Origin of the sequence: Actinobaculum sp. oral taxon 183 str. F0552 (genome assembly GCF_000466165.1) — a bacterium.
GTDB lineage: Bacteria > Actinomycetota > Actinomycetes > Actinomycetales > Actinomycetaceae > Peptidiphaga.
This window is the reverse complement of sequence record NZ_KE951476.1, coordinates 25,739-47,246: the sequence shown is the minus strand read 5'-3', so window position 1 is coordinate 47,246 and position 21,508 is coordinate 25,739. Positions and strand designations below refer to the sequence as shown.

Genomic DNA, 21,508 nt, shown 5'->3' with positions numbered 1-21,508 from the left:
GCGGCAGACGGAAACCCGCCCGTGACTTTCGATAAATACGCCACCGCATGGCGCGGGAATGCGATACCGTCGTGGGTTGTGAGCGGGATGCGGTATCGAAAGGCTCTCCGGGCTTTCCCAGGAAAGTTCAGGTTTCCGTTCTGATTGCACGCGTGGAATCTACATATCGACTTCGACATTGAAACGTCCCAGGAGGACAAGGTGACTGATAGCTACAACCCCCGGAACGGGGTGGGGAACGGGCACGAATCCGGGCTCGGCGATACGCCCGGAACACAGCCCACGGAGCCCCTGCCCTCCTCTTCCTTCCCCTACTACCCGACCGGCCAGAACTCGGAGGGAAGCGGTCAGAGGGGGAACGATCCCGACGGGCGGCGGCCGAGCTGGCCGGGCCAGGCAGACGGCAGCGAGAGAGGTCAGGCGCGCCCCGGCGGAACGGAGGCGTTAAGTCCCTTCTCCCCGTTCGCCGCCAGGCCGGACAGCACGAGTGCGTACGCCTCAGGCAGCCCCACGGCGTCGTTCATGCCCGCGGAATCGACCGCCCAGGAGGCGGCAGGGCACACCGGTGGGCAGACGCTGACGTCGGGGCAGTCGCAAGGCGGGCCCTATGCAGATCCGTTCCCCTCGGGGGCGCACTCCGGTTTCGCCTTCGACGCCAACGCCGGCGTCAAACCGGGAAAGCAGAAGAGGTCGTGGACCACCGCCGCCCTCGCGGCCGCCACGATGGCGGGCATGCTCCTGGGCAGCCTGATCGGCGGCGTGACCGGCTTCGCGCTTGGCGACCAAGACCATAGCGCCTCCGTGCAAGAGCAGAAGGGAACGCCCGAGGCGACGATTCCCTCAGCGCCCAACGCTCCGGACTCGCAGAAGACCCCGGGGCAGAACACCGCGGTGCAGCAGGGCAAACCGGTCAAATCGGCTCCAGGCGTCATGCTGATCAACTCGCGCTTCGACAACGGCGAAGGCGCCGGAACCGGGATGGTCGTCGACAAATCGGGGATCGTGCTGACCAACTACCATGTCGTGCACGGCTCGAGCAAAGTCAAGGTCACCGATCCTAACAGTGGAGCCAAGTACACGGCGACGGTCGTCGGGCACAACGCCGCACGCGATGTGGCCGTTCTGAAGATCGACGATCCGCCCAAGAAGCTCGAAACCGTCAAGATCTCTTCGAAGCAGATCAAGAAGGACGATTCGGTCACGGCCATCGGAAACGGCTCCGGCCAGGGGTACCTGACCGCGCTCGACGGCAAGGTGACGGGCACCAACGTGACGATCAACGCCCAGGACAGCCTCAACAGCGAGAACGTCGACAAGCTGACGGGCCTCATCCAGACCGACGCCGACGTCGTCCAAGGCTACTCCGGAGGGCCGCTGATGAACTCCAAGGGCGAGGTGATCGGCCTGACGACCGCCGCTTCGACGGGCAAGAGCTCGGCCGAAGTCAACGGCTACGCGATTCCCATCAAAGACGCGATGGACATCGTCAACAAGGTGAAGTCGGGCAAGGGCGGCGACGGCACCGTCATCGGCCGCAACGCGGCGTTGGGCGTCTCGATCACCACGAACAGGGCGTCCAACGACCAGGGCATCTCGAAGGGCGTCACCGTGCGGGAAGTGATCTCGGGTTCCGGCGCCGAGAAGGCCGGGATCGAGGTCGGCGACGTCATCACCCACATCAACGGCGAGAAGGTCAGCAAGGCCTCCGATCTCTCGGACAAGGTGCAGAATCACAAGATAGGCGAGGAGGTGACCCTCACGATCGTCAAGTCGGACGGCTCGCAGACGGACGTGAAGGTGAAGCTCGGCGAGTCGAGCGTGAACTGACGGATCGCCGAGGGCGGCCGGGCGCATCCCGGTCACGACGATACCCACGCGGGGCGGCCGGAAAATCCGGCCGCCCCGTTCCATTCCCGCTATAGTGTGTGGGGTGCACGATGACCGACGGGAAGGGACGAGCGATTATGGCACACGGTCGCATTCTTTTCATCAACGCCAGCCAGAAGCGTGACGGGAACACAGTCGAGTACGCGCAGGCGCTCTTGGATGGCCTCGACTTCGAACGCATCGACCTCGTCGACTACAGGATGGGGTTCTTCGGCCAGGATTTCGCCGACGACCAGTTCGAGGAAGTCTTCCAGAAGATGGTGGAATCCGACACGATCGTCCTCGGTTCGCCCGTCTATTCGGAGACGATGAGCGCGGCTGCGCGTCTCCTCCTCGAGCGCCTGGAGACCCGCCCACAGGACGACGCCCTGGCAGGCAGGCGCTTCGCGTTCTTCATCCAGAGCTACGGCCCCAAGCCGTTGACGGTCGAGTCGGCCGTGGCGTCCGTGGAAAACGTGGTCGCCCCGCTGGGGATGCGCCTGATCGGCACCGCCAGCGACATGGTCGAGCTGGCCGAACTCCGTGAGGCGCTTGAATCCGCGGATTGAATCATCGCCGAGCATTCGGCCGTATAGGTTCTCACCATGACGCCGCAGCAGCCTCCTCCTTCGAATTCGCCGCAGTTTCAAGCGTCTGACGGGCGCTCCGTGCCGGCTGCTCCCGGCCGTGGATCCGGCGTCGTCGTGATCGGTGCGGGGATCAGCGGGCTCACGGCAGCCTGGCAGCTTCGGAAAGCCGGCGTGCGGGTGACCGTGCTGGAGAGATCGGACCGGATCGGCGGACGATTCCACTCCATTGAGCTCAACGGCTGCAGAGTGGAGGCCGGCGCGAACTTCCTCTCGGCGGCCTACCGGGTCGTTCCCTTCCTGGCTGGAGAGCTGGCCGTTCCTCTGCAGGCGGTCTCTGCGAAATCCGCGATCGCCTACGGCGGCGAGATCTACGGCTTCCGCACCGACAGGCCGACGTCCGCGGTCAGGTCAGGCCTCCTGCCCATCGGAACGTCACTCGGGCAGCTGCCCGGTCTCCTTCGTTTCACAGCGCGTTCTCGGGGGCGCGGCACACTCGACCCGCTCGACTGGCTGGACCTCGACCGGATGACAGCCGAAGACTGGACCAGGGGAATCGGCCTCGCCCAACTCGCCGAGCGCAGCATATACCCCGCATTCCACGGCTTCTACTTCCAGGACGCTCGCACCGTCTCGGCAGCGGCGATCGGCGCCATGGCCGCCCACGGCTTCAGCAGCCGGACACTCACCATTCCCGGAGGGCTCTCCAGGCTCACCGACGCCCTGGCCTCCCGGTTGGACGTGCGGACCGGCACCACCGTCGCCTTCATGGAGGAGGACGCCTTCGGGGTGGCGGCGCACACCGATTCCGGGGTCTTCCGCGCCGAGGCCGCGATCGTGGCCGTCCCCGCCCCGGATCTGCCCGCCGTCATGGATCTCACCGCCCAGGAGGAAGCGGTGTCTGCAGTGGCTTACAGCACGGGACTGCTCGTCTGCCTGGGGATGGCGCGGCGTTTGCACGAGGACGAACTCGCCGGCGCTTACGGCGTTCTCATGCATCCGGACGACGGACCGCTCGCGGCGCTCTGCGTGGCGAGCCGCGCGGGCCACGCCCGCGGGCGCGGGGACGTCGTGACGTGCATGTTCGCCGGGAAGGACGCCCGCGCCCTGTCCGGCGGAGCCGACTCCGAGATCGTGGATGCGGCCCGCCGAGCCCTGCTCGTCTGGGAGCCGCGGCTTTCCGGCGCTTTCGCACCGGCCCCGGAGGCCTCGGCCGTCGTCAGGATTCCCCATGCCATGCCGACCACGCCGCCAGGGCGGCTCGCCGCGATCGACGCCTACCGTGAACGCGCGCAGACCCGGCGCATCGTTCTGGCGGGCGACTGCCTGGCGTGGCCGTGGTCCGACTCTGCGGCGGCGGCCGGGCGGTGGGCGGCCGGGCGCGTGCAGGCCGTGATCGACCGCCCCTGAATCCCTCACGATCCCGATCGGCCCGCGCGCCACCTCCGGCGTAAACGCCGCCCATTTCACCGCGGGGTTGCCGACGTGTTCACCGTGGGGTTGCCGACGTGTTCACCGTGGGGTTGCCGACGTGCCGATTCCGCCCCGAGGGGATGAATGCCCGTGCGGTCCGCCGGGCGTCTCCCGCCTTCACGCCTAGAATTCAAACGTCATGGCGCCCATCGGCCGGGAAAGGCCAGGAGGTCGGGATGATCGAGGTATCCGGTCTAACCAAGAGGTATGGGAAAGTGACGGCCGTCGACGGGCTTTCCTTCGCGGTCACAGACGGCGAGCTCTTCGCCTTCCTGGGAACGAACGGCGCGGGCAAGACGACGACCATCTCCTGTATGATCACCCTTCTGCCCTTCGAGGAGGGCGACATCGCCCTCGACGGTCTGGACGTGCGCACCGACGCGTACCGCATCCGCTCGCGGATCGGCGTCGTCTTCCAGCAATCGCTTCTCGACCCCCGCCTGAGCGTGGACGAGAACCTCGAACTCAAGGCCGACGTCTACGGCATCCCCCGATCGCGCATCGACGAACTCGCCGAGCTCGTCGACCTGACGGATTTCCGCGACCGGCATTACGGCGTGCTCTCCGGCGGCGAGAAGCGCCGCGTGGACATCGCCCGGGCGCTGCTCAACCATCCGAAAACGCTCTTCCTGGACGAGCCGACCACGGGCTTGGACCCGCACAGCCGCGAACAGGTGTGGAACACGATCAGTGGCCTGCGAGACGATCTCGGCCTCACCGTCGTCCTGACGACTCACTACATGCAGGAGACGGAGTCCGCCGATCGTGTCCTGGTCATCGATCGCGGCGTCCCGATCGCCGATGGAACCCCCATCGAGCTTCGAGCTCGCCACTCCACTCCCCGGCTGCTCGTCAAACCGCGCGACGGCCGCCGCAGCGAGGTCGTTTCGGCGATCCGCAGTCGCCTTCCGGAAGCCCGGCCGTATGACAGGGGAGGCGCCGTTCACGCAGCGATCCCCGATTCGGCGGCGGGGCTGGACATCCTCATGAGCCTGGGCGACGCCGTCGAGGACTTCCAGGTGATCCAGGGATCGATGGACGACGTGTTCCTGAACCTCATGAGCGAAAGGAAGGGCAAGTGAGAATCGTCCTCTCCCTGGTGAAGCGGAATCTTCGGATATACCGCCGCGACAGGGCGGGAGTCCTCCTCTCCCTCCTGGCGGCGTTGATGCTCCTGCTCATCTACGCCCTGTTCCTCGGCGCGATCCAGGCCGACAGCCTCAAGGCGAAACTGCCCTCGGCTGCCTCGGAGGACGTGGGCTACTTCGTCGCCTCGTGGGTGTTCGGGGGCATCGTCATGATCACATGCGTGACGACGGGTCTGGGGGCGCTCGGCGCCTATGTGGACGATCGGGCGACCGGACGTTTCAAGGAGTTCCGCGTCTGCCCCATCCGGCGGCATCAGCTCATTCTCGGCTACCAGCTCTCGGCGGTCGTGGTCTCCTTCGTCATGACGCTCATCGTCTCGGCAGTCGGGGCGGCCGTCGTCAAACTGGTCTACGGCGACATCCCCGGCTGGGGGAGCTTCCTAACGGCCTTGGGCTACGTGGTCCTGTTCGCCTTCGCCTTCTCGGCGATCTCGTCGTTCGTCATCACGTTCATCAGCTCGCGCAATGGCTTCACCGCCCTTTCGACCATCGTGGGGACGCTTTTGGGGTTCCTCGCGGGCGCGTACCTGCCGGTAGGCGCGCTATCCGGCACGGTCGTGAACGGGATCAACGTCTTGCCCTATTCGCCGGCCGTCGTGCTTCTTCGCGAACCACTCGCCGGCGATGCCCTCGACCGGTTGACCGGCGGTGTCCAGCAGGCCCGCGAAAGCATCGGCGAATACTACGGCTTCACTCTGGACATCGGCGGCACGAGTGTCTCCACGCCCTGGATCCTCGCCGCTTTCGTCGGCCTGACGGTTGTCTTCACGGCGCTCGGCACATACCGGATCGGGAAGACGATCAAGTGAGGCTCGCCCCATTCGAGGCGGTGGGCCGTTTCCTGGGTTGCGGGGTATTCCCCGCAACCCAGTCATAGTGATACTGCAGCATTACTGGAATGAGGCGGTTCATATAGTGGTTCCGGGTAGACTTCTGTGTTGGAGGCAATGACACTGAATACTATGCCTATGTTCGCAAGCACTATATGGAGGAACCATGGATCAGGGCGCCATCCCCCACACGCGAACTTCGCCGACTCTTCCGGCCACTGAGAAACCGGCGGCCCCTCGCGGCAAGCACGGTCTACCGGCGCCGCCTCCGGTCAACGAGGCGGCTGCACCCGCCCTCTCCGAGATCGCTGACGACGGACGCAGTTCTACAGGCCGGCCGTCCCGCAGGCGTCGATCCGGCAAGAGGAAGCTCCGCAAGGCCGACGGCAAGCGGAGGGCCTCCCGGCGGGAACGACGCACCTCCCAATCCCCTCCGGTGGAGCAAGGCCACACGGACCAGCCGAAGAAGTCCGAGCCGAAGGAGACATGGTCCTCTTGGTCTGTGTGGGGCAAGAGATCCCGGATCATCACCGGCGTCCTGCTGGGGATCGGAATCTTCATCCTTACCCTCTTAAACATCCTCTCCATCGAGGACGTCCCTCCCGACGTCAGCCTTCTACCGACGATACTGGTCGCCGGGCTCGCGTGCTTCGCACTCACCATATCAGGGTTATTCCCCATATTATCTGGTTTCTTAATTGTAACTGTTGATGTACTTGTTAACTTGACTCCCGATAAGTCAATTTATCTCGCATCTATAACATCTAATATTGCTCCTATCATAATCATTTGGTCTGGAAGTCGTATAATCGGTTGTCTTTCAGCTATAATATGTACAATAATTGAATTACATGAGCTTATAATCACATTACCAAACGTAAATACAATAATTCAAAATTTCATCGTTAATATTACTTTTTTAATTCTTTTCCTTCTGCTAGGGGAGCTCCTTCTGCGGCAGAGCCTGGCCAACGATTCACTCGAAGCCCGGCGCCAAGCGGAACTTGCGGAGCAACGCCGTGCGATCGCCAGGGAGCTTCACGACACAGCCGTCTACTCCACCACGATGCTCGTCATGCGGGCCGAGGCGGCCAAACTGCAGACGGGCAAGGGAGCGGATCTATCGGAGGATCTCGACTTCATAGCCCGCACGGGGCGCGCGGCCACATCCCATCTGCGGAACATGCTCGAAGTCCTGCGGGTCTCGGACAAGGTCGAACTGTCGGCTCCCGGGTCGATCGCCGACCGCTTCACCATCATCGATTCGCCGCCTGAAAAGGTGATCGAGGAGCAGATCGCCAAGGTACGCGCCGCCGGGATCGATGTCAATGCGGCCATCGAGGGAGACCTTTCCTCCCTGCCCGAGATCATTTCCGTTACACTTTCCCGTGTGGTGACGGAATCGTGCTCGAACATCGTCAAGCACGCCGCGCATGAGGCTCCGGCGACTATCATGGTCGAAGTCCAAGATGAGAGCGTGGACGCCATCTTCATCAACGCCATTTCGGAGGAGGATTCTCTAGAATCGGAGAGTGCCTCGGCGGTGGACGCCGTCGAGCAGGGCTCCCAGGCAGGCCTCGGTCTGGGCCTCATCGGCCAGAGGGAGCGCGTCGAAGCCCTGGGCGGCACTATCGAGTTTTCCCAGAGGGAAGACACGTGGATCGTCCGCGCGTCGATCCCCGTACACAGATGAAACACTGACTAGAAGGGCATAAGGGTGAATCAGCGTAGGCAGACCCCAAGAGCGGGACGGGGCAAGCCGCAGCATTCCGGCAAGTCCGCGTCCTGGATGGGCGGAACGGATAGCGGCCAGGGCGCCCCTGCGCGCGGCGGGCCGATCAGGATCGCCGTTGTCGATGACGACAACGCCGTTCTCCAGTCCCTGACGGCATACCTCGCCACCGCGCCGGACATCAAGCTCGTCGGCATGGGCACAACGGGTTTCGAAGCGGTGCGCCTGGCGACCAAGCACCATCCGGACATCCTCATGACCGACGTGAGAATGCCGATCATGGACGGAATCTCCGCCGTGGAGCAGGTAAGGCTCCTGGCCCCCGACGTCAAAGTAGTCTTGTTGACCACGTTCGACGATGACGAGGCCATGCTCGCCGGCCTCCAGGCCGGCGCCTCGGGCTTCCTTTTGAAGAACACATCGCCGGAAGATCTCGTGGGCGGCCTGCGGCAGGTCGCGGCGGGCGGAACCGTCGTCTCACCGGGCCCGACGGGACGCCTCGTGAAGAACTACCTCGTTCCCCTGCCGCCCGAACCCTCACCGGACATCCAGCTTTCCAAGCGCGAAATGGACGTGCTGGAACTGCTGTGCCAGGCCTATTCGAACGCCGAGATCGCCCAGAAGCTCTACGTCCAGGAATCGACGGTGAAGTCCCATCTCTCCTCGATCATGTCCAAGCTCCAGGTCAACAGCCGCCTGAAGGTGGTTGTGCGGGCCTACGAGCTGGGCCTCGTCCGCTCCTAAACGGCTCCACACTGTGCGGCTTCGAGGTTCCGGGGTGCATCGCGTGCCCGATGCGCCGAGCCCCTCGTCTCAGGCCCGAAGAGGTCCTACACGGACGCTCCCAAGGCGGAGTATCCTTGAGTCACGAAGTACAAACGATATGATTGGCATCACATTTCGAGTGATCGCCGAATTCTCCTACTTTTGGGGGAGTTCATTTCGGGATGGCTTCGCTAATGTATTCATTGTCCAAACAGGAGGTTACACGGATGAAGAAACTAGGACTTGTCGCTGCGGTTAGCATGGCGGCGAGCGCGGTGGTTCTTCCTAGCGCGATGGCGTCTGACGATGTTTCGTCAAGCCCTTCGCCTTCCGTCTCATCCGCCAGCGAAGAGTCGGCTCTGGTAGCCGCTCATGCTGAGCAGGCGGGTGAAGGATTTAGTTGCATTATTTTCAGAGCTCAAGGTTTTTCTCCTCGGAAGATATGCGGTGGACGCTTTTACAAGTAGACGTTCGTGACGAAGACAACTGAATAGACAGGTAGTGAACCTCTGGTCGGTTCAGACTCGCAAAACGCTCACCTCAGCGCCGGAGTGATCCGGAAATGGGACTGCCCTCGGGTGGCTATAGAGTGAAACCGCCAGCAGATGTCTTTGTCCTGCCGAGCGCATGTTCAATGAGTATACATGCGACACTGGGGCCCGGGTGATGCGTGACACCCGGGCCCCATCACTTTCTCTTCCGTGGATGCCGCGGGCATCCCCGACGGGCTTTCCCGAGACGCTCCAACCTCCTCAAGATGCCCTCATCCCTTGGCGGCCGCCTCCTGCAGCACGTCGCGCAGCACCAGAGCGTGGTTGTGTTGCGTATCGCGTGCAGCGTAGAGGAGGGTAACGCGCTCCTGGCCCCCGGTTCTGCGCAAAAAGTCCTCAACGGCCTCGGACGCCGACAGTTCCTCGCGATAGCGGGCGGCGAACTCCTCCCGTCTGGCGTCGAGGTCCTGGTGGTACCAGGAACGCAGCTCAGCGCTGGGGGCGAGGTCCTTGGCCCATTCGTCGATCGCAGCCTTGTCCTTCCGCATGCCGCGAGGCCAGAGCCTATCGACCAAGGCCCTGTAGCCGTCGTCCGGATCGGGCTGTTCGTACACTCTCTTGACAACGAACTCCATTCCTCCAGAATAGACCTCCGAGATGGGATGGCAGGCGATTTCGACGCCCAGCGGCCGACTCCAGCCCTGCACTCGGCGAATTCAGCGACGATGCGGACGATGAGCCACGATGAGCACTTTCGCCCCTGTCCAAGGGGAAAGCCGGACCTTAAACTCGAGGTAATGACGGCAGTGCCGCCGCTTCTCAATCGACAATCGAATGCGAGGTGAACACCTCATGGAAGAGACATCCGTCGGCGAGCTTCCTTCCTACACGCCCGAGGAGGAGAAGCTCATCATACGGAACAAGCGAGGAATCCCGGTCGGCGTCAAGCCGCGCAACGAGTGGACGCCGCGGAAAGTCGCCCTCTGGATCGTCATCACGGCTCTGGGTGTCCTCGGCTGGACGATGTTGGCCGTCGTCCGGGGCGAGGAGGTCAACACGATCTGGTTCGTGGTGACCGCACTGTGCACATACACGATCGCCTACCGGTTCTACGCCCTGTACGTGCAGCGCAGGATCATGCGCCCGGACGACTCCAACGCCACGCCCGCCGAACGGATCAACAACGGCAAGGACTTCGACCCGACCAACCGCGTCGTCCTCTACGGCCACCACTTCGCGGCCATCGCGGGCGCCGGCCCGCTCGTCGGCCCCGTACTCGCCGCCCAGATGGGGTACCTCCCCAGCACGCTGTGGATCATCCTCGGCGTATGCGTGGCCGGGGCGATCCAGGACATGCTCGTCCTCTTCTTCTCCATGCGCCGCGGCGGACGCTCACTCGGGCAGATGGCCACCGACGAGATCGGGAAGTTCGGCGGAACGGTGGCCACCGTCATCGTGCTCGTCATGCTCATGATCGTCCTGGCGGTACTGGCCATGGTGTGCGTCAACGCGCTGGCGGCCTCCCCATGGGGCGTCTTCTCCGTGGGATGCACCATCCCGATCGCCATCTTCATGGGCATCTGGCTGCGGTACGTGCAACCGGGCAAGATCACGCAGGTCTCGGTCGTCGGCTGCACCATGCTCATCATCGTGATCATCGCCGGCCGCTGGGTCGCGGAATCCGATTTCGGCAAGGAGTACCTGCACCTGTCCCAGACCACGCTTGTGTGGGCGATGATCGTCTACGGTTTCTTCGCCGCCGTCCTTCCGGTGTGGGTGCTGCTGACGCCGCGGGACTACCTGTCGACCTTCATGAAGATCGGGACGATCGTGGTTCTGGCGCTCGGGATCGTCGTCGTCCGGCCCCTGGTGGAGATGCCCGCCGTCACTGAGTTCGCCTCCAATACGAAGGGGCCCGTCTTCGCCGGCACGCTCTTCCCGTTCCTCTTCATCACCGTCGCCTGCGGGGCCCTCTCGGGCATGCACGCAATGGTCTCCTCGGGAACGACCCCGAAGATGGTGCAGAAGGAGTCCCAGGTCCGCATGATCGGCTACGGGGGCATGCTCATGGAATCCTTCGTGGCGATCATGGCGCTGGCGGCCGCGGCCTCCCTCAACCAGGGGATCTATTTCGGCATGAACACTCCCGAGGCCAGCGTCGACCAGCTAGCGGGCACTTCCGTCACACAGTCCACCAAGGATCGCGAGGTCATCACATCCCAGGCCGTGCGCAATCTCGGCGTGACCACCACGAAGGGCGAGAAGATCGAGCCCCGGTGGGAGTCGTGGGACAAGCAGGGCAAGGAGAAGACTTTTGAGGGGGCCGAGGCCCTCAAGCAGGTCGCCGACGACGTCGGCGAGCCGTCGGTCGTCTCGCGAACGGGCGGCGCCCCGACCCTCGCCGTGGCCATTGCGCACATCCTCCACCAGGTCGGAGGAGGCCGGGGGATGATGGGCTTCTGGTACCACTTCGCCATCATGTTCGAGGCTCTGTTCATCCTCTCCGCCGTCGACGCGGTCACCCGCGTGGCGCGCTTCCAGCTCTCCGACGCCTTAGGCAACGTCATGCCGAAGTTCAAGGACCCCTCGTGGCGGACGGGGGCGCTCCTGTCCACCGGCGTGATCGTCGCCGCTTGGGGATCGTTGCTGCTCATGGGCGTCACCGATCCCCGGGGCGGCATCAAGACCCTCTATCCGCTCTTCGGCATCGCCAACCAGTTGATAGCCGCGGTCGCCCTGCTGGTGGCCACCGTGATGGTGGTCCGCAAGGGGCACACGAAGTGGGTGTGGATCCCGTTCATCCCCCTGGCCTTCGACGTCGCCGTGACGTTCACGGCCTCGTGGCAGAAGATCTTCTCCACCGACGTGAACATCGGGTACTGGGAGCAGTGGCGCCAGGCTCGCGCGAAGCTGCCCACGCTCACCGATCCGGCGAAGATCGACGAACAGAACGCCGTCATCCGCAACGCGTTCATCCAAGGCACGCTCTCGATCGTGTTCCTCGTGGCGGTCGCCTTCGTGATCGTCTGCGCGATCCTGAGGGTCGTCAAGACCTTGCGCACGGGAGAGACCACGACGTCGGAGGATCCGTTCCAAGAGTCGAACTTCTTCGCACCCGAAAGGCTCTTCGCCTCCAAGCTCGACAAGAAGCTGGTCGCAGAGTACGCCGCGGTCGGCGACCCCGCGCTGATACCCGAGGCGAAGAAGGCCCGCGGTGTCCGGTGAATCCCCCGGGCTCCGCGGAATCCTCGGCGCGGTTCGGGAGCGGCTCGCTGCATTCCGCGCCCTCTGGCGGGACTTCACGGGTGAATCGGCCTATGAGAAGTACGTCGAGCGCCATCGGCGGGAGCACCCCGGCCACGCCCCGATGACCGAGCGCGAGTTCTGGCGCGCCCGTGCGCGCCTCCGCGAGGACAATCCGCCCACCGGCTGCTGCTAGGCGGCGGGTCTGCGTCTAAGCGGCGTAGCCTTGGGCATGCCCGTCATGACGCCGCCGTCGAGGGCGGCTCAGCGCCTAGGCTGAGCCGCCCCGATTGGGTTGTCGCCGATCAGCCCCGCCGCCGGTCAACCCCGCCGCCGATCGGGGCGGTTCAGCGACGTCGATGCCTGATTCGCATGCGGGGCGGCTGCCTGCCCCGTGCCGCCCCCGTGTATACTGAACGCCTGGTCTCACGAACCTCACAGCCCGGCTGGTAGTCCGGGCGGCCCGAAGATTCGGGCTCGTTGTCCGCGACGCGGAAACCGGTGAACGCCAGGGTCGGTTTTCTGCGCCCGGGAGGTTTGCCATGGCATCGGCATTCACCGTCTTCTTCGACGGTTCACTGTGGATGGGAGTTCTGGAGGTCACCGACGATTCGGGGGCGGTCCGCGCTGCTCGTCATGTCTTCGGGGCCGAGCCCTCCGACGCTGAGCTGTGGGAGTTCATCGCGACCTGCGCGAATTCGCTTTTCGACCGTGCTTTCGCGGCCCCTGCGGTCGAGGCGTCCGAGCGCCGCCCCCGAGCGGCCGCGCGCAATCCCAAGCGACTCGCGCGGCAGGCTGCGCGCGAGCAGCGCCGCCTGCCGGCGTCGACCGCAAGCCAGCGGGCTTTGGCGCTCGCACGCGAGAAACGAGCCTCCGAGCGGATTGTGCGCCGGCGCGCAGACAAGGACGTCCGGGCTCGAATCCGGCGCGAGGCGCGGATCGCCAAGAGGAAGGCGAAGCACCGCGGTCGCTGACGAGCCAGGCCGCCGGGCATCGATCGAATCTCCGTAGGAAGCGGGAAGCCGATCGTCCCCGTCTACCGCCTCACAGGAACCCCTCCCAGCTGGACGGAGGCCCAGGCGGGCGTAGGATATCGCGCATGGATTCTGAATCCTCTCTGCGCGGGCACGGCACTGCGAAGCAGACCGGATCGATGGCGCTCGGGCTCTCGGCCCTCGGAGTGGTCTTCGGCGACATCGGCACCAGCCCCTTGTACGTGCTGCGCACCGTCTTCATGCTGGACGGCAGGGCGGTCCCGCTCAACCGAGAGGACATCACCGGCGTCATCTCCTGCATCGTCTGGGTGCTCGTCCTCATCGTCACCATCAAATACGTATGCTTCGTGCTGCGAGCCGACAACGACGGCGAAGGCGGCATCCTCGCCCTGGCGACCCGGGTGCGCCGCAGCCTCACGCCCGGCCGAATCTCCGTGCTCGTGGCGCTTCTCGGCGTCTTCGGAGCGGCTCTGTTCTTCGGCGACTCCGTCATCACCCCCGCGATCTCCGTGCTCTCGGCCGTGGAAGGCCTGGAAGTCGCCTTCCCGAGCATGGAACGCTTCGTCGTCCCCGTCGCCTTGGTGATTCTGACCGTGCTCTTCATCGCACAGCGCAACGGGACCGCGAAAATGGGCAGGGTTTTCGGCCCGATCATGCTCACGTGGTTCCTCCTGCTCGCCTTCATGGGGCTGCCGCACGTCCTGAGGCATCCCGACATCCTCATCGCCCTCTCCCCCACCGAGACGATTTCGTTCATCGTCCGGCATCCCGGCACGACCTTCATCGCCCTGGGGGCCATCGTCCTGTCGGTGACCGGCGCGGAGGCGCTGTACGCCGACATCGCGCATTTCGGGAGGCGGCCTATCCAGGGAACGTGGCTCGCCGTGGTCCTTCCCTCCCTAGTCCTCAACTACCTCGGCCAAGGGGCCCTCCTGATCGAGAAGCCGAATGCCCTGGACAATCCATTCTTCATGCTGGTTCCGGCGAGCCTGACCGTGCCGCTGGTGATCATGGCGACCCTGGCGACCCTCATCGCTTCCCAGGCCGTCATCTCGGGGGCGTATTCGATTGCGCGGCAGGCCTCGAATCTCGGATACCTGCCGCACATGAAGGTCCGCCACACCTCGGCCACAGAGTCCGGCCAGATCTACCTGCCCGCCGTCAACATGCTGCTGTTCGTCTCAGTGGCGTCGATCGTCCTCATCTTCCAAGACTCGGAACGGCTCTCGGCAGCCTACGGCCTGGCGGTCACAACGGACTTCCTCCTGACGACGACGCTGCTGCTCATGCTCACCCGCGTCGGCTGGCGATGGCCCGGATGGGCGACTGCGTTCGCCGCGACGATTCTCCTGGCCATCGAAGTTCCCCTGCTGGCCGCGAACATCACCAAGATCGCGACCGGCGGCTGGCTTCCGCTCTCGATCGCCACGTTCATGCTGGTCATCATGACGACGTGGCGACGCGGCGAGAGCCTGGTGACCGAGGCGCGCCTGGAAAACGAGGGGGCTTTGAAGGACTTCCTGGCGGGATTGACCGCCTCTCCCGCCCGCCGCATTCCGGGGACGGCGATCTACCCGCATTCGATGATAACGACGACTCCCCTGGCGCTGAAGAAGAACACGGCGGTCAACCATACCCTTCACGACCACGTGGTCATCGTCTCGATCAAGACCCTGCCGACCCCTCACGTTCCACGCAAGGAGAGAGTAGTCCAAGACGAGCTGAGCACGCCCATCCGCGGGGTCAAACACCTGACCGTCCGCTACGGTTTCATGGACGAGCGCGACCTGACCGAGACGATCCGCTACGGCCAGCGCACGCTCGGCCTGTCCTCCTGGAAGCTCGACAAGGCGTTCTTCATGCTCTCCCACATTCACATCCTCGAGGGCAGCCAGCGCTCCATGTGGCGGTGGCGCAAGAAGATCTTCATCGGGCTGTCACGGGCCTCGGTCTCCCCGTCATGGGTCAACAAACTGCCCAAGGATCGCACCGTAGAGCTCTCCACGCGCGTGCTGCTGTGATGCAATCTGCGCGCGCGGACCGGCCCCATTCCGCGTGTGCTGCCGTGAGGCGCAGTTCGAAGCCGGGCGCGGATTCGCGCCTACGCCCGCGTGTGCTGCCGACGGCGTGACGCCTCCCGCCGCGGGCGGGCGATTCAGGGTGAACCGGAATCAGGGTGAACCGGATGATTCGTGTAAGCGGGGCGATTCGCGTGAGCCGACGAAGACCGGCGGCGGGCCGCTCAGGAATGCGAGGCCTCGCCCGTCGACGTCACGGTCGTCAGCAGGAAGACGCTGTCCTCCAAGCCCAGCACCGAATGCCTTTCATGGGTGAGCACCCACAGTTCCCCGGCGGAGAACTCTCCCTGCTGGCTGTCCCCTATCTCAACGCGCACCTTCCCGACGAGGACTTGAAGGGATGCGGCGGGCGGGGAGTTGTGGGCTCCGAGGCGGGCTCCGGCCCGGAGGGCGATGACGGTCTGGCGCAGGACGCCGTCGTGGGCGACGCGTTCCGCGCTGCGGCCTTCCTCCGAGGCTCGCGCCTCCGCCAAGTGGGTTTCGATCAGGGCGTTCAGATCGGGCATTTTCCACTCCTTCGTCGGATCTCGATCGGCCGGCCGACGTCGAATCGAGCCGGCCGCCCGGCGTCCGTTCCAGCCTAACGGCCGGAGCGTCGGCCGGAATAGAGGCGTTTGTCATGGAACCCTGGCTGCCGTAGTAGTGCAGGCTCGAGCCACTGTAGCGCGCGGGTTCGGACTGCCGTAGTGTAGGAGAGGTGATCCGACGGCCGACGGAGGTTGAAATGGTCACGATCGAGGAATACCGCGCTCACGTCGCCGCGCGCAGGCCTCTGACGCCCGGCAGCCGGATGCTGCAGTTCATGCACGAAGTCAGCGCTCGCACATGCCTCCTCTATCAGGAGATGAACGCCGCAGTGCGCACACCCGATCAGATCCGCGAGTACTTCTCGCGGCTGACGGGAACGGAGATCGATCCGAGCTTCACCGCCCATCTCCCCTTCACCACCGACTTCGGCCTGAACACCCGCATCGGGGCCCGCGTCTTCATAAACTCCGGATGCCGTTTCCAGGACCAGGGCGGCGTCACGATCGGCGACGGAGCCCTCATCGGCCACAACGTCGTGTTGGCCACGCTCAATCACGACGAGGACCCCGCCCTGCGCGGCACCCTCCACCCCGCTCCGATCGCGATCGGCCCCAATGTGTGGATCGGTTCGAATGCGACGATCCTGGCCGGCGTGGCCGTCGGCGAAGGGGCGATCGTCGCAGCGGGGGCCGTCGTCACGAAGGACGTGCCGGCCAATGCGATAGTCGGCGGGGTGCCCGCACGCCGCATTCGAGACGTGCGGAGCTCGGCGTAGCGTCGCCGGAATCTCCGGCCTTCCCCACGTTTGCATAGGGGCAGCGGGTGCTCCTCCTCGAGTCCATTCGGCTCGCGGCCTTCCCCGCGCCCGCGCAGGGGCCGTCGCAGAACCCGGCACGGGATCGGCAAGGGTCTCAGATTTCTCGGATATTGACGTGGCAAACTTTTCCCATGTCTGGAAGCGACTTGTCGTCCTGGTCGGATTCGTTCGTGGCCCGGCTGTCCGTGGACGTGTCACCGCAGGCCCGCACTCTGTGGCCGGCCCTGGTCATCCTCGCCTTAGCCTTCGCCGTGCCGGCGGCTCGGCGATGGGGGCGAACCCTGGTCACGATCGTCCACGAAGCCGGCCATGCGGCGGTGGGGATCGCCTGTGGACGGCGTTTCCAGGGGTTCGTCGTCCGCCAGGACATGTCCGGCCATGCGATCACCAGCGGCAGGCCGACGGGCCCTGGCAGGGTTCTAACCTCCTGGGCGGGATACCCGGCGCCCGCCGTGTTCGGTGCGCTGCTCGTCGCAGGCGCTCTGAACTCCTGGTCGGGCCCGATTCTCGGGGCGGTCACCCTGATGCTCGCCATCCTGCTGGTCATGTCCCGCTCGCTGCTCACGGCCGGGGTCGTCCTCGTCACCGGCCTGGCATGCTATGCCGCGTGGTGGTGGGGCGGGCCGTACCGGGCGGGGGTCGTGGCGGGCATCGGGCTCCTGTTGCTGCTCGGCGCGTGGGAGTCTCTGCGCGACGTCGCCCGCAGTCACGACCCCGCGCAGGATCATGGAACGCTGGCGCAGCTCACGCGCGTGCCTGCGGGCATGTGGCTGGCGAGCTGGGTCCTCGTCGATGCCCTCATGACCCTCTGGGTCGTGCGCATGGCGATAGACGTTCTGGCGTGAGGATCCCACAGCGCACGGACGGAAGAGAGCCGACCTGGCGACCGTCGCCGTGCAGAGCATGGTGCGCGGAGGGGAAGGCCAGCAGACGGGTGTAGGGACCGCAGACGAGCGGGGTCCCCGCGGACGGCGCCTCGCCGTCGACTCGGGTGGCTATCCCGCCGCCAGCCGGCGGGCTTCGGCCAAGACGTCGTCAAGCATCGATCGTGTGAGTCTGCCGGTGAAGGTGTTCTGCTGGCTGGGGTGGTAGCAGCCTAGAAGGGTGACGTCCCTGCCGTCGTGGCTCGCCACCGTCGCCTCGGCACCGTGGCCGAACCGCGGCTTCGGCCGGGGAACGCGCCAGCCCGCGGCTTTCACCGCGGAAAGTGTGGCGTTCCAGGCGATGCCGCCCAGCGCCAGGAAGACCTTCAGGTTCTTCATGAGTTCGATTTCGCGCACAAGGTAGGCCGAGCACGTCGAACGCTCTTCGGCAGTCGGTTTGTTGGCGGGAGGGGCGCAGCGGACGGTCGCCCCCATGCGGGCTGTCAGCAACGCCTGTCCGTCGCCCGTCGCCGTGGAGCACTCCCGGCGGGCCATGCCCGCCCGGTGGAGCGCCGACCACAGCCAGTCGCCCGAACGGTCGCCGGTGAACATGCGCCCGGTGCGATTGGCTCCGTTGGCCGCCGGAGCCAGGCCGACGATGAGGATCGGCGCATCCGGGTCGCCCGTGCTGGGCGCCGGCCTACCCCAGTAGGGCTCGTGGGCGAAGGAGGCGCGCCGTCCCGTCCGGGCGACCTCCTCTCGCCAGGCCACCAGGCGGGGGCAGGCGCGGCATACGCTGATCACGGCGTCGAGTTCGCAGGCGGTGCGCGCCGCGGCGGATAGGCGGGCGACGTCGTCGCGACTTCGGGCGACGGGTGTTCGGACGGTGGCGGGGTCCTCCGGCCAGCCCGCGCCCGGCGAGACCGGGGACTCGAAGAGCTGTCCGGTGACGGGATGGGGGTCGGCCATGTCCCAACCGTATCAGCGGCGTCGGAGGACGCGCCGTCGGTGGAGGCGCCGAGCCGGGAATCCGATGCCGGGCGTAGACGGCGGGAGCGGCGCAGGCGGTATGCTGGGGGCGAGGCAAGGAGACGCGAGATGGCCGAACAGGGGCTCGTGGTGGGTGACGACGGGCTGGCTCGCCCTGCTTGGGCGGCGTATGACCCGCTTCTGCGCGAGTATTACGACACCGAGTGGGGGATGCCGGTGCGCGACGAGCGCGGGCTCTACGAACGCATCTGCCTCGAAGCCTTCCAATCGGGGCTGTCATGGGCGACGATCCTGCGCAAACGCCCGGCCTTCCGCGATGCCTTCGACGGTTTCGATCCGGAGGCGGTCGCCCTCTACGGCGAGGCCGACGTCAGACGCCTCATGTCCAACGAGGGGATCGTGCGCAACGGGCTGAAGATCCGGGCGGCCATCACCAATGCGGCGGCCACCGTGCGGTTGCGCGAGCAGGGCGGGTTGGCTGCCTTCGTCTGGTCGTTCCGGCCCGACTCGACTCCCATGCCGCGCACTCCTGAGGAGATCCCGACGAAATCGCCGGAGTCGGAGGCTTTGGCGGCGGCGCTCAAGCGCGAAGGCTTCGTCTTCGTCGGGCCGACGACGATGTTCGCGCTCATGTCGGCCGTCGGGTTGGTCGACGTCCATCTGATGGGGTCCCATCGCCGCGGCTCGTCGGGGCTGTGGCCCGCTTGACGCGCCGGCGACCTCCGCGCCCCGCCGCTGCCTCCACGTGCCTTGGCTATCTCTGCGCCCCGTGTTCCCCCGTCGACTTGAGGCGTCCAAGGCCAAGTGACCATGCGCCTCCTTCTCGTCTTCTGCGCATCGGGGTGACGAGATGGCAGGGATGCGATCGGGCTAAGCCTCGCGCGCACTTTCATCGCATCAGGGTGCTCGGCCAGCGTCCCGGTCGCTTGCACTGGGCGTAAGCGTTCTTCTACGCGGCGAAGTGAGGCTTCCGAGTGGGGCGCGGGAGCGCGGCTCCCGTCGTCTTGGCCGGAGCTTTCGCTTAGAAAAAACGAATCGCATCCTGTGCGAAGCCAACGCAAGCTGTATGCTTGGCTGCATGGCGGAAGTCGGAGTCACCGGAGAGCACACGACCGACGGCATACCGCACGGTTCGACGAGCCTCACCCCTTTCCTCGCCATTCCCGGCGCAGGGGAAGCCCTCGAGTTCTACTGTTCGGTGTTCGGCGCACGGATAGTCGACGTCACCGAGTTCGACGGCGTCCTCGTCCACGCCGAACTGGACTTCGGCAGCGGCAGGCTCCAACTAGGCGAGCCCAACCCCGAATACGGCCTCGCTCCGCCTCCCTCGGAGGGCGCCTGCTATTCGATGGGCTTGTACTGCCCCAACGTCGACGACGTCGTCACACGGGCGATCGACGCCGGCGCGGCCCTCCGGGAGGAGCCGAACACCTTCGCCTCGGGCGACCGCCACGCTTCGATTCTCGATCCCTTCGGGGTGCGCTGGTCGATCATGTCGCGAGTCGAGGACATCTCCGAAACCGAGAGCGCGCGCCGGGTGGCCGAGTCGGCCGCGGGCCGCGCCACGAGCTGACGCCCTGCGTGGGCTCGCACGAAGTGGAGGACGCAGTTGCGCATGTCGACACTGCGCATGTGGCGCCGCGCGTAAGCCCGGAGCGAAGGCCTTTCTGCCACGGGAAGCTGCGAACGCCCTCGCCATGGACGGCTCCGTTCGCGTCTCTTCATCCTCCAACCGCTTCGCTCTCCGCTGTCCGAGCGCTCACGCCGCGGATCACCACGGCGACGGTCAGGGTCAGGATTACGGACGTTCCGGCGAGCCAGGCGAAACTACGCGTGGCGGTGAGGATCGCCGCGCCCGCGGATGAGGCGACGAACTGCGCGAAATACTGCGTCGCTCCATTGAGGGCGAGTGCGGTCCCCTGGAGTCGGGGGTTGAGGGTGGCCGCGAGAGTCACGAACGCAGGCTGTGCCGCGAGGACGCCGATGCTCCACATCATCTGGCCGAGCACCGTCACGGCCACCGGTCCAGGCGAGAACACGGTGAGCGCAACGCCGGCTGCGGCGATGCCGCAGTCGACGGTCACGTAGGAAACGGCGTCCCAACGGGAGAGAAGACGCCCGCCGACGAAGGAGCTGAGGGCCCCTGCACCGCCCGCAGCCAGCATCACTCCCGACATCTGCGCGGATCCGAATCCGTAGCGGTTCTCATAAAACGCCCCGATGGACGTGTACGTGACGGCGAATCCGGCGTGCCACAGGCCAGCGCTCAACAGCACCAAGAGCAGCCTCCGGTGGGTCAGCGCCGTCTTCAGCATTCCGGCGACGGCCGCCGAGGCGCGGCTTCCGACGTCCTGGCCTCCGGTGGCGTCGAAAATCCGAATCGCCGGGAAAACCACGAGGAAGCCGGGGATGGAGATGAGGAGGAAGGTCCACTGCCAGCCGACGGCGGAGGCCAAGAGAGAGCCGAGCGGGACGCCGACGACGGTCGCCGACAGCAGCATACCCGTGACGATTCCGACGTTCGGGCCACGGGTCTGTGGCGTCGAGCGGCTGATGATCTCCCCGAAGACCACGGGGATCGCCATTCCGGCGCCGAGTCCCGCGAGCGCACGGACAGTCAGACCCGTCGCCAGGTTCGAGGAGACGAAGGTCAGGGCCGTGCCCGCCGCGAAGGCGATCAGACCCGCAGTGCCGACGGAGCGACGGCCGCGGTAGTCGGCCAGGGCGCCGAAGAAGGGGCTGGTTAGCGCATAGGCGAGGGCATAGGCGGCCACGAGAAGGGCGGAGAGCGAAGCGGAGGCGCCCCAGCTCTCCAGGATCTCGGGTGCTATCGGCGCCACGATCATGGAGTCGCAGCCCACGAGGAAGGCGATCGACCCGCCCAGAATCACGGCTGATCGCGCTCCTCGCGCGCTGCTGCCGGAACCGTCAGCGCCAGTCGGATAGCCGCCGCGGTCCTCGCCGGGCAGATCGCCGGGAGCGGTCCCGTCAGCGTGGACGTCGCTGCCGGCAGGACCGTCCCCTTTACCCGAACTGGTTTCGCTGCTGGGAGCGTCGGGATCGGACATCGTCGCCACATCCTTTGTTCTATGTTCGTCAAAC

At 65.6% G+C, this 21,508-nt stretch carries 19 protein-coding genes; 15 read left to right on the top strand and 4 right to left on the bottom strand.

Annotated elements, in window-relative coordinates:
- The first annotated feature begins 201 nt into the window (after positions 1 to 201).
- The 7 genes from HMPREF0043_RS09525 (at position 202) to HMPREF0043_RS09490 (ending at position 8,380) form a co-directional block, all read left to right on the top strand.
- Positions 202 to 1,827, top strand: a complete 1,626-nt coding sequence (locus HMPREF0043_RS09525; RefSeq protein ID WP_156897582.1) for a S1C family serine protease — start codon at positions 202 to 204, stop codon at positions 1,825 to 1,827.
- A gap of 137 nt (positions 1,828 to 1,964) precedes the next feature.
- Positions 1,965 to 2,435, top strand: a complete 471-nt coding sequence (locus HMPREF0043_RS09520; RefSeq protein ID WP_051317521.1) for a flavodoxin family protein — start codon at positions 1,965 to 1,967, stop codon at positions 2,433 to 2,435.
- Between the two features lie 135 nt (positions 2,436 to 2,570).
- Complete coding sequence (locus HMPREF0043_RS09515; protein ID WP_021602857.1) at positions 2,571 to 3,863, top strand: protoporphyrinogen/coproporphyrinogen oxidase; 1,293 nt, start codon at positions 2,571 to 2,573, stop codon at positions 3,861 to 3,863.
- A gap of 239 nt (positions 3,864 to 4,102) precedes the next feature.
- A complete protein-coding gene (locus HMPREF0043_RS09510) occupies positions 4,103 to 5,008 on the top strand; it encodes an ABC transporter ATP-binding protein (RefSeq protein ID WP_021602856.1) in 906 nt (301 codons plus the stop codon).
- On the top strand, positions 5,005 to 5,883 hold the full coding sequence (locus HMPREF0043_RS09505; RefSeq protein ID WP_021602855.1) for an ABC transporter permease: 879 nt from the start codon (positions 5,005 to 5,007) through the stop codon (positions 5,881 to 5,883). The genes HMPREF0043_RS09510 and HMPREF0043_RS09505 overlap by 4 nt, the downstream gene beginning before the upstream one ends.
- A gap of 523 nt (positions 5,884 to 6,406) precedes the next feature.
- Positions 6,407 to 7,597, top strand: a complete 1,191-nt coding sequence (locus HMPREF0043_RS10845; protein ID WP_198010330.1) for a sensor histidine kinase — start codon at positions 6,407 to 6,409, stop codon at positions 7,595 to 7,597.
- A gap of 96 nt (positions 7,598 to 7,693) precedes the next feature.
- A complete protein-coding gene (locus tag HMPREF0043_RS09490; RefSeq protein ID WP_021602852.1) occupies positions 7,694 to 8,380 on the top strand; it encodes a response regulator in 687 nt (228 codons plus the stop codon).
- Positions 8,381 to 9,164: 784 nt separating this feature from the next.
- Here HMPREF0043_RS09490 and HMPREF0043_RS09485 read toward each other — a convergent pair.
- The gene (locus tag HMPREF0043_RS09485; protein ID WP_021602849.1) at positions 9,165 to 9,527 is read right to left on the bottom strand and encodes a DUF488 domain-containing protein; all 363 of its coding nucleotides are present in this window, start codon (positions 9,525 to 9,527) and stop codon (positions 9,165 to 9,167) included.
- A gap of 217 nt (positions 9,528 to 9,744) precedes the next feature.
- Between HMPREF0043_RS09485 and HMPREF0043_RS09480 the strand changes: the two genes are divergently transcribed.
- The 4 genes from HMPREF0043_RS09480 to HMPREF0043_RS09465 all read left to right on the top strand — a co-directional run bounded on the left by HMPREF0043_RS09480 (position 9,745) and on the right by HMPREF0043_RS09465 (position 15,151).
- Positions 9,745 to 12,117 carry a carbon starvation CstA family protein gene (locus tag HMPREF0043_RS09480; RefSeq protein WP_021602848.1) on the top strand — a complete coding sequence of 791 codons (2,373 nt, stop codon included), beginning with the start codon at positions 9,745 to 9,747 and terminating at the stop codon, positions 12,115 to 12,117.
- On the top strand, positions 12,107 to 12,331 hold the full coding sequence (locus tag HMPREF0043_RS09475) for a YbdD/YjiX family protein (protein ID WP_021602847.1): 225 nt from the start codon (positions 12,107 to 12,109) through the stop codon (positions 12,329 to 12,331). The genes HMPREF0043_RS09480 and HMPREF0043_RS09475 overlap by 11 nt, the downstream gene beginning before the upstream one ends.
- A gap of 346 nt (positions 12,332 to 12,677) precedes the next feature.
- A complete protein-coding gene (locus HMPREF0043_RS09470; protein ID WP_021602846.1) occupies positions 12,678 to 13,109 on the top strand; it encodes a YjdF family protein in 432 nt (143 codons plus the stop codon).
- Between the two features lie 125 nt (positions 13,110 to 13,234).
- On the top strand, positions 13,235 to 15,151 hold the full coding sequence (locus tag HMPREF0043_RS09465) for a potassium transporter Kup (RefSeq protein WP_051317520.1): 1,917 nt from the start codon (positions 13,235 to 13,237) through the stop codon (positions 15,149 to 15,151).
- A gap of 221 nt (positions 15,152 to 15,372) precedes the next feature.
- Here HMPREF0043_RS09465 and HMPREF0043_RS09460 read toward each other — a convergent pair whose 3' ends face one another.
- Entirely contained in the window at positions 15,373 to 15,714 is a 342-nt protein-coding gene (locus tag HMPREF0043_RS09460) for a hypothetical protein (protein ID WP_021602844.1), read from the bottom strand.
- A 218-nt stretch (positions 15,715 to 15,932) separates the two neighbouring features.
- On the opposite strand from HMPREF0043_RS09460, the gene HMPREF0043_RS09455 reads away from it, so the two are divergent.
- Positions 15,933 to 16,511 carry an acyltransferase gene (locus HMPREF0043_RS09455; RefSeq protein WP_021602843.1) on the top strand — a complete coding sequence of 193 codons (579 nt, stop codon included), beginning with the start codon at positions 15,933 to 15,935 and terminating at the stop codon, positions 16,509 to 16,511.
- Positions 16,512 to 16,684: 173 nt separating this feature from the next.
- The gene (locus HMPREF0043_RS09450; protein ID WP_040318278.1) at positions 16,685 to 17,398 is read left to right on the top strand and encodes a M50 family metallopeptidase; all 714 of its coding nucleotides are present in this window, start codon (positions 16,685 to 16,687) and stop codon (positions 17,396 to 17,398) included.
- A gap of 150 nt (positions 17,399 to 17,548) precedes the next feature.
- Here the strand turns inward: HMPREF0043_RS09450 and HMPREF0043_RS09445 are convergent, their stop codons facing one another.
- A complete protein-coding gene (locus HMPREF0043_RS09445) occupies positions 17,549 to 18,385 on the bottom strand; it encodes a uracil-DNA glycosylase (protein ID WP_021602841.1) in 837 nt (278 codons plus the stop codon).
- A 129-nt stretch (positions 18,386 to 18,514) separates the two neighbouring features.
- Here HMPREF0043_RS09445 and HMPREF0043_RS09440 point away from each other — a divergent pair, with 129 nt between their 5' ends.
- Positions 18,515 to 19,114: a DNA-3-methyladenine glycosylase I gene (locus HMPREF0043_RS09440; RefSeq protein ID WP_021602840.1), complete on the top strand. Its 600-nt coding sequence runs from the start codon at positions 18,515 to 18,517 to the stop codon at positions 19,112 to 19,114.
- A 370-nt stretch (positions 19,115 to 19,484) separates the two neighbouring features.
- A complete protein-coding gene (locus HMPREF0043_RS09435) occupies positions 19,485 to 19,979 on the top strand; it encodes a VOC family protein (RefSeq protein ID WP_051317519.1) in 495 nt (164 codons plus the stop codon).
- Between the two features lie 148 nt (positions 19,980 to 20,127).
- Here HMPREF0043_RS09435 and HMPREF0043_RS09430 read toward each other — a convergent pair whose 3' ends face one another.
- The gene (locus tag HMPREF0043_RS09430; protein WP_198010328.1) at positions 20,128 to 21,474 is read right to left on the bottom strand and encodes an MFS transporter; all 1,347 of its coding nucleotides are present in this window, start codon (positions 21,472 to 21,474) and stop codon (positions 20,128 to 20,130) included.
- Positions 21,475 to 21,508: the final 34 nt, after the last annotated feature.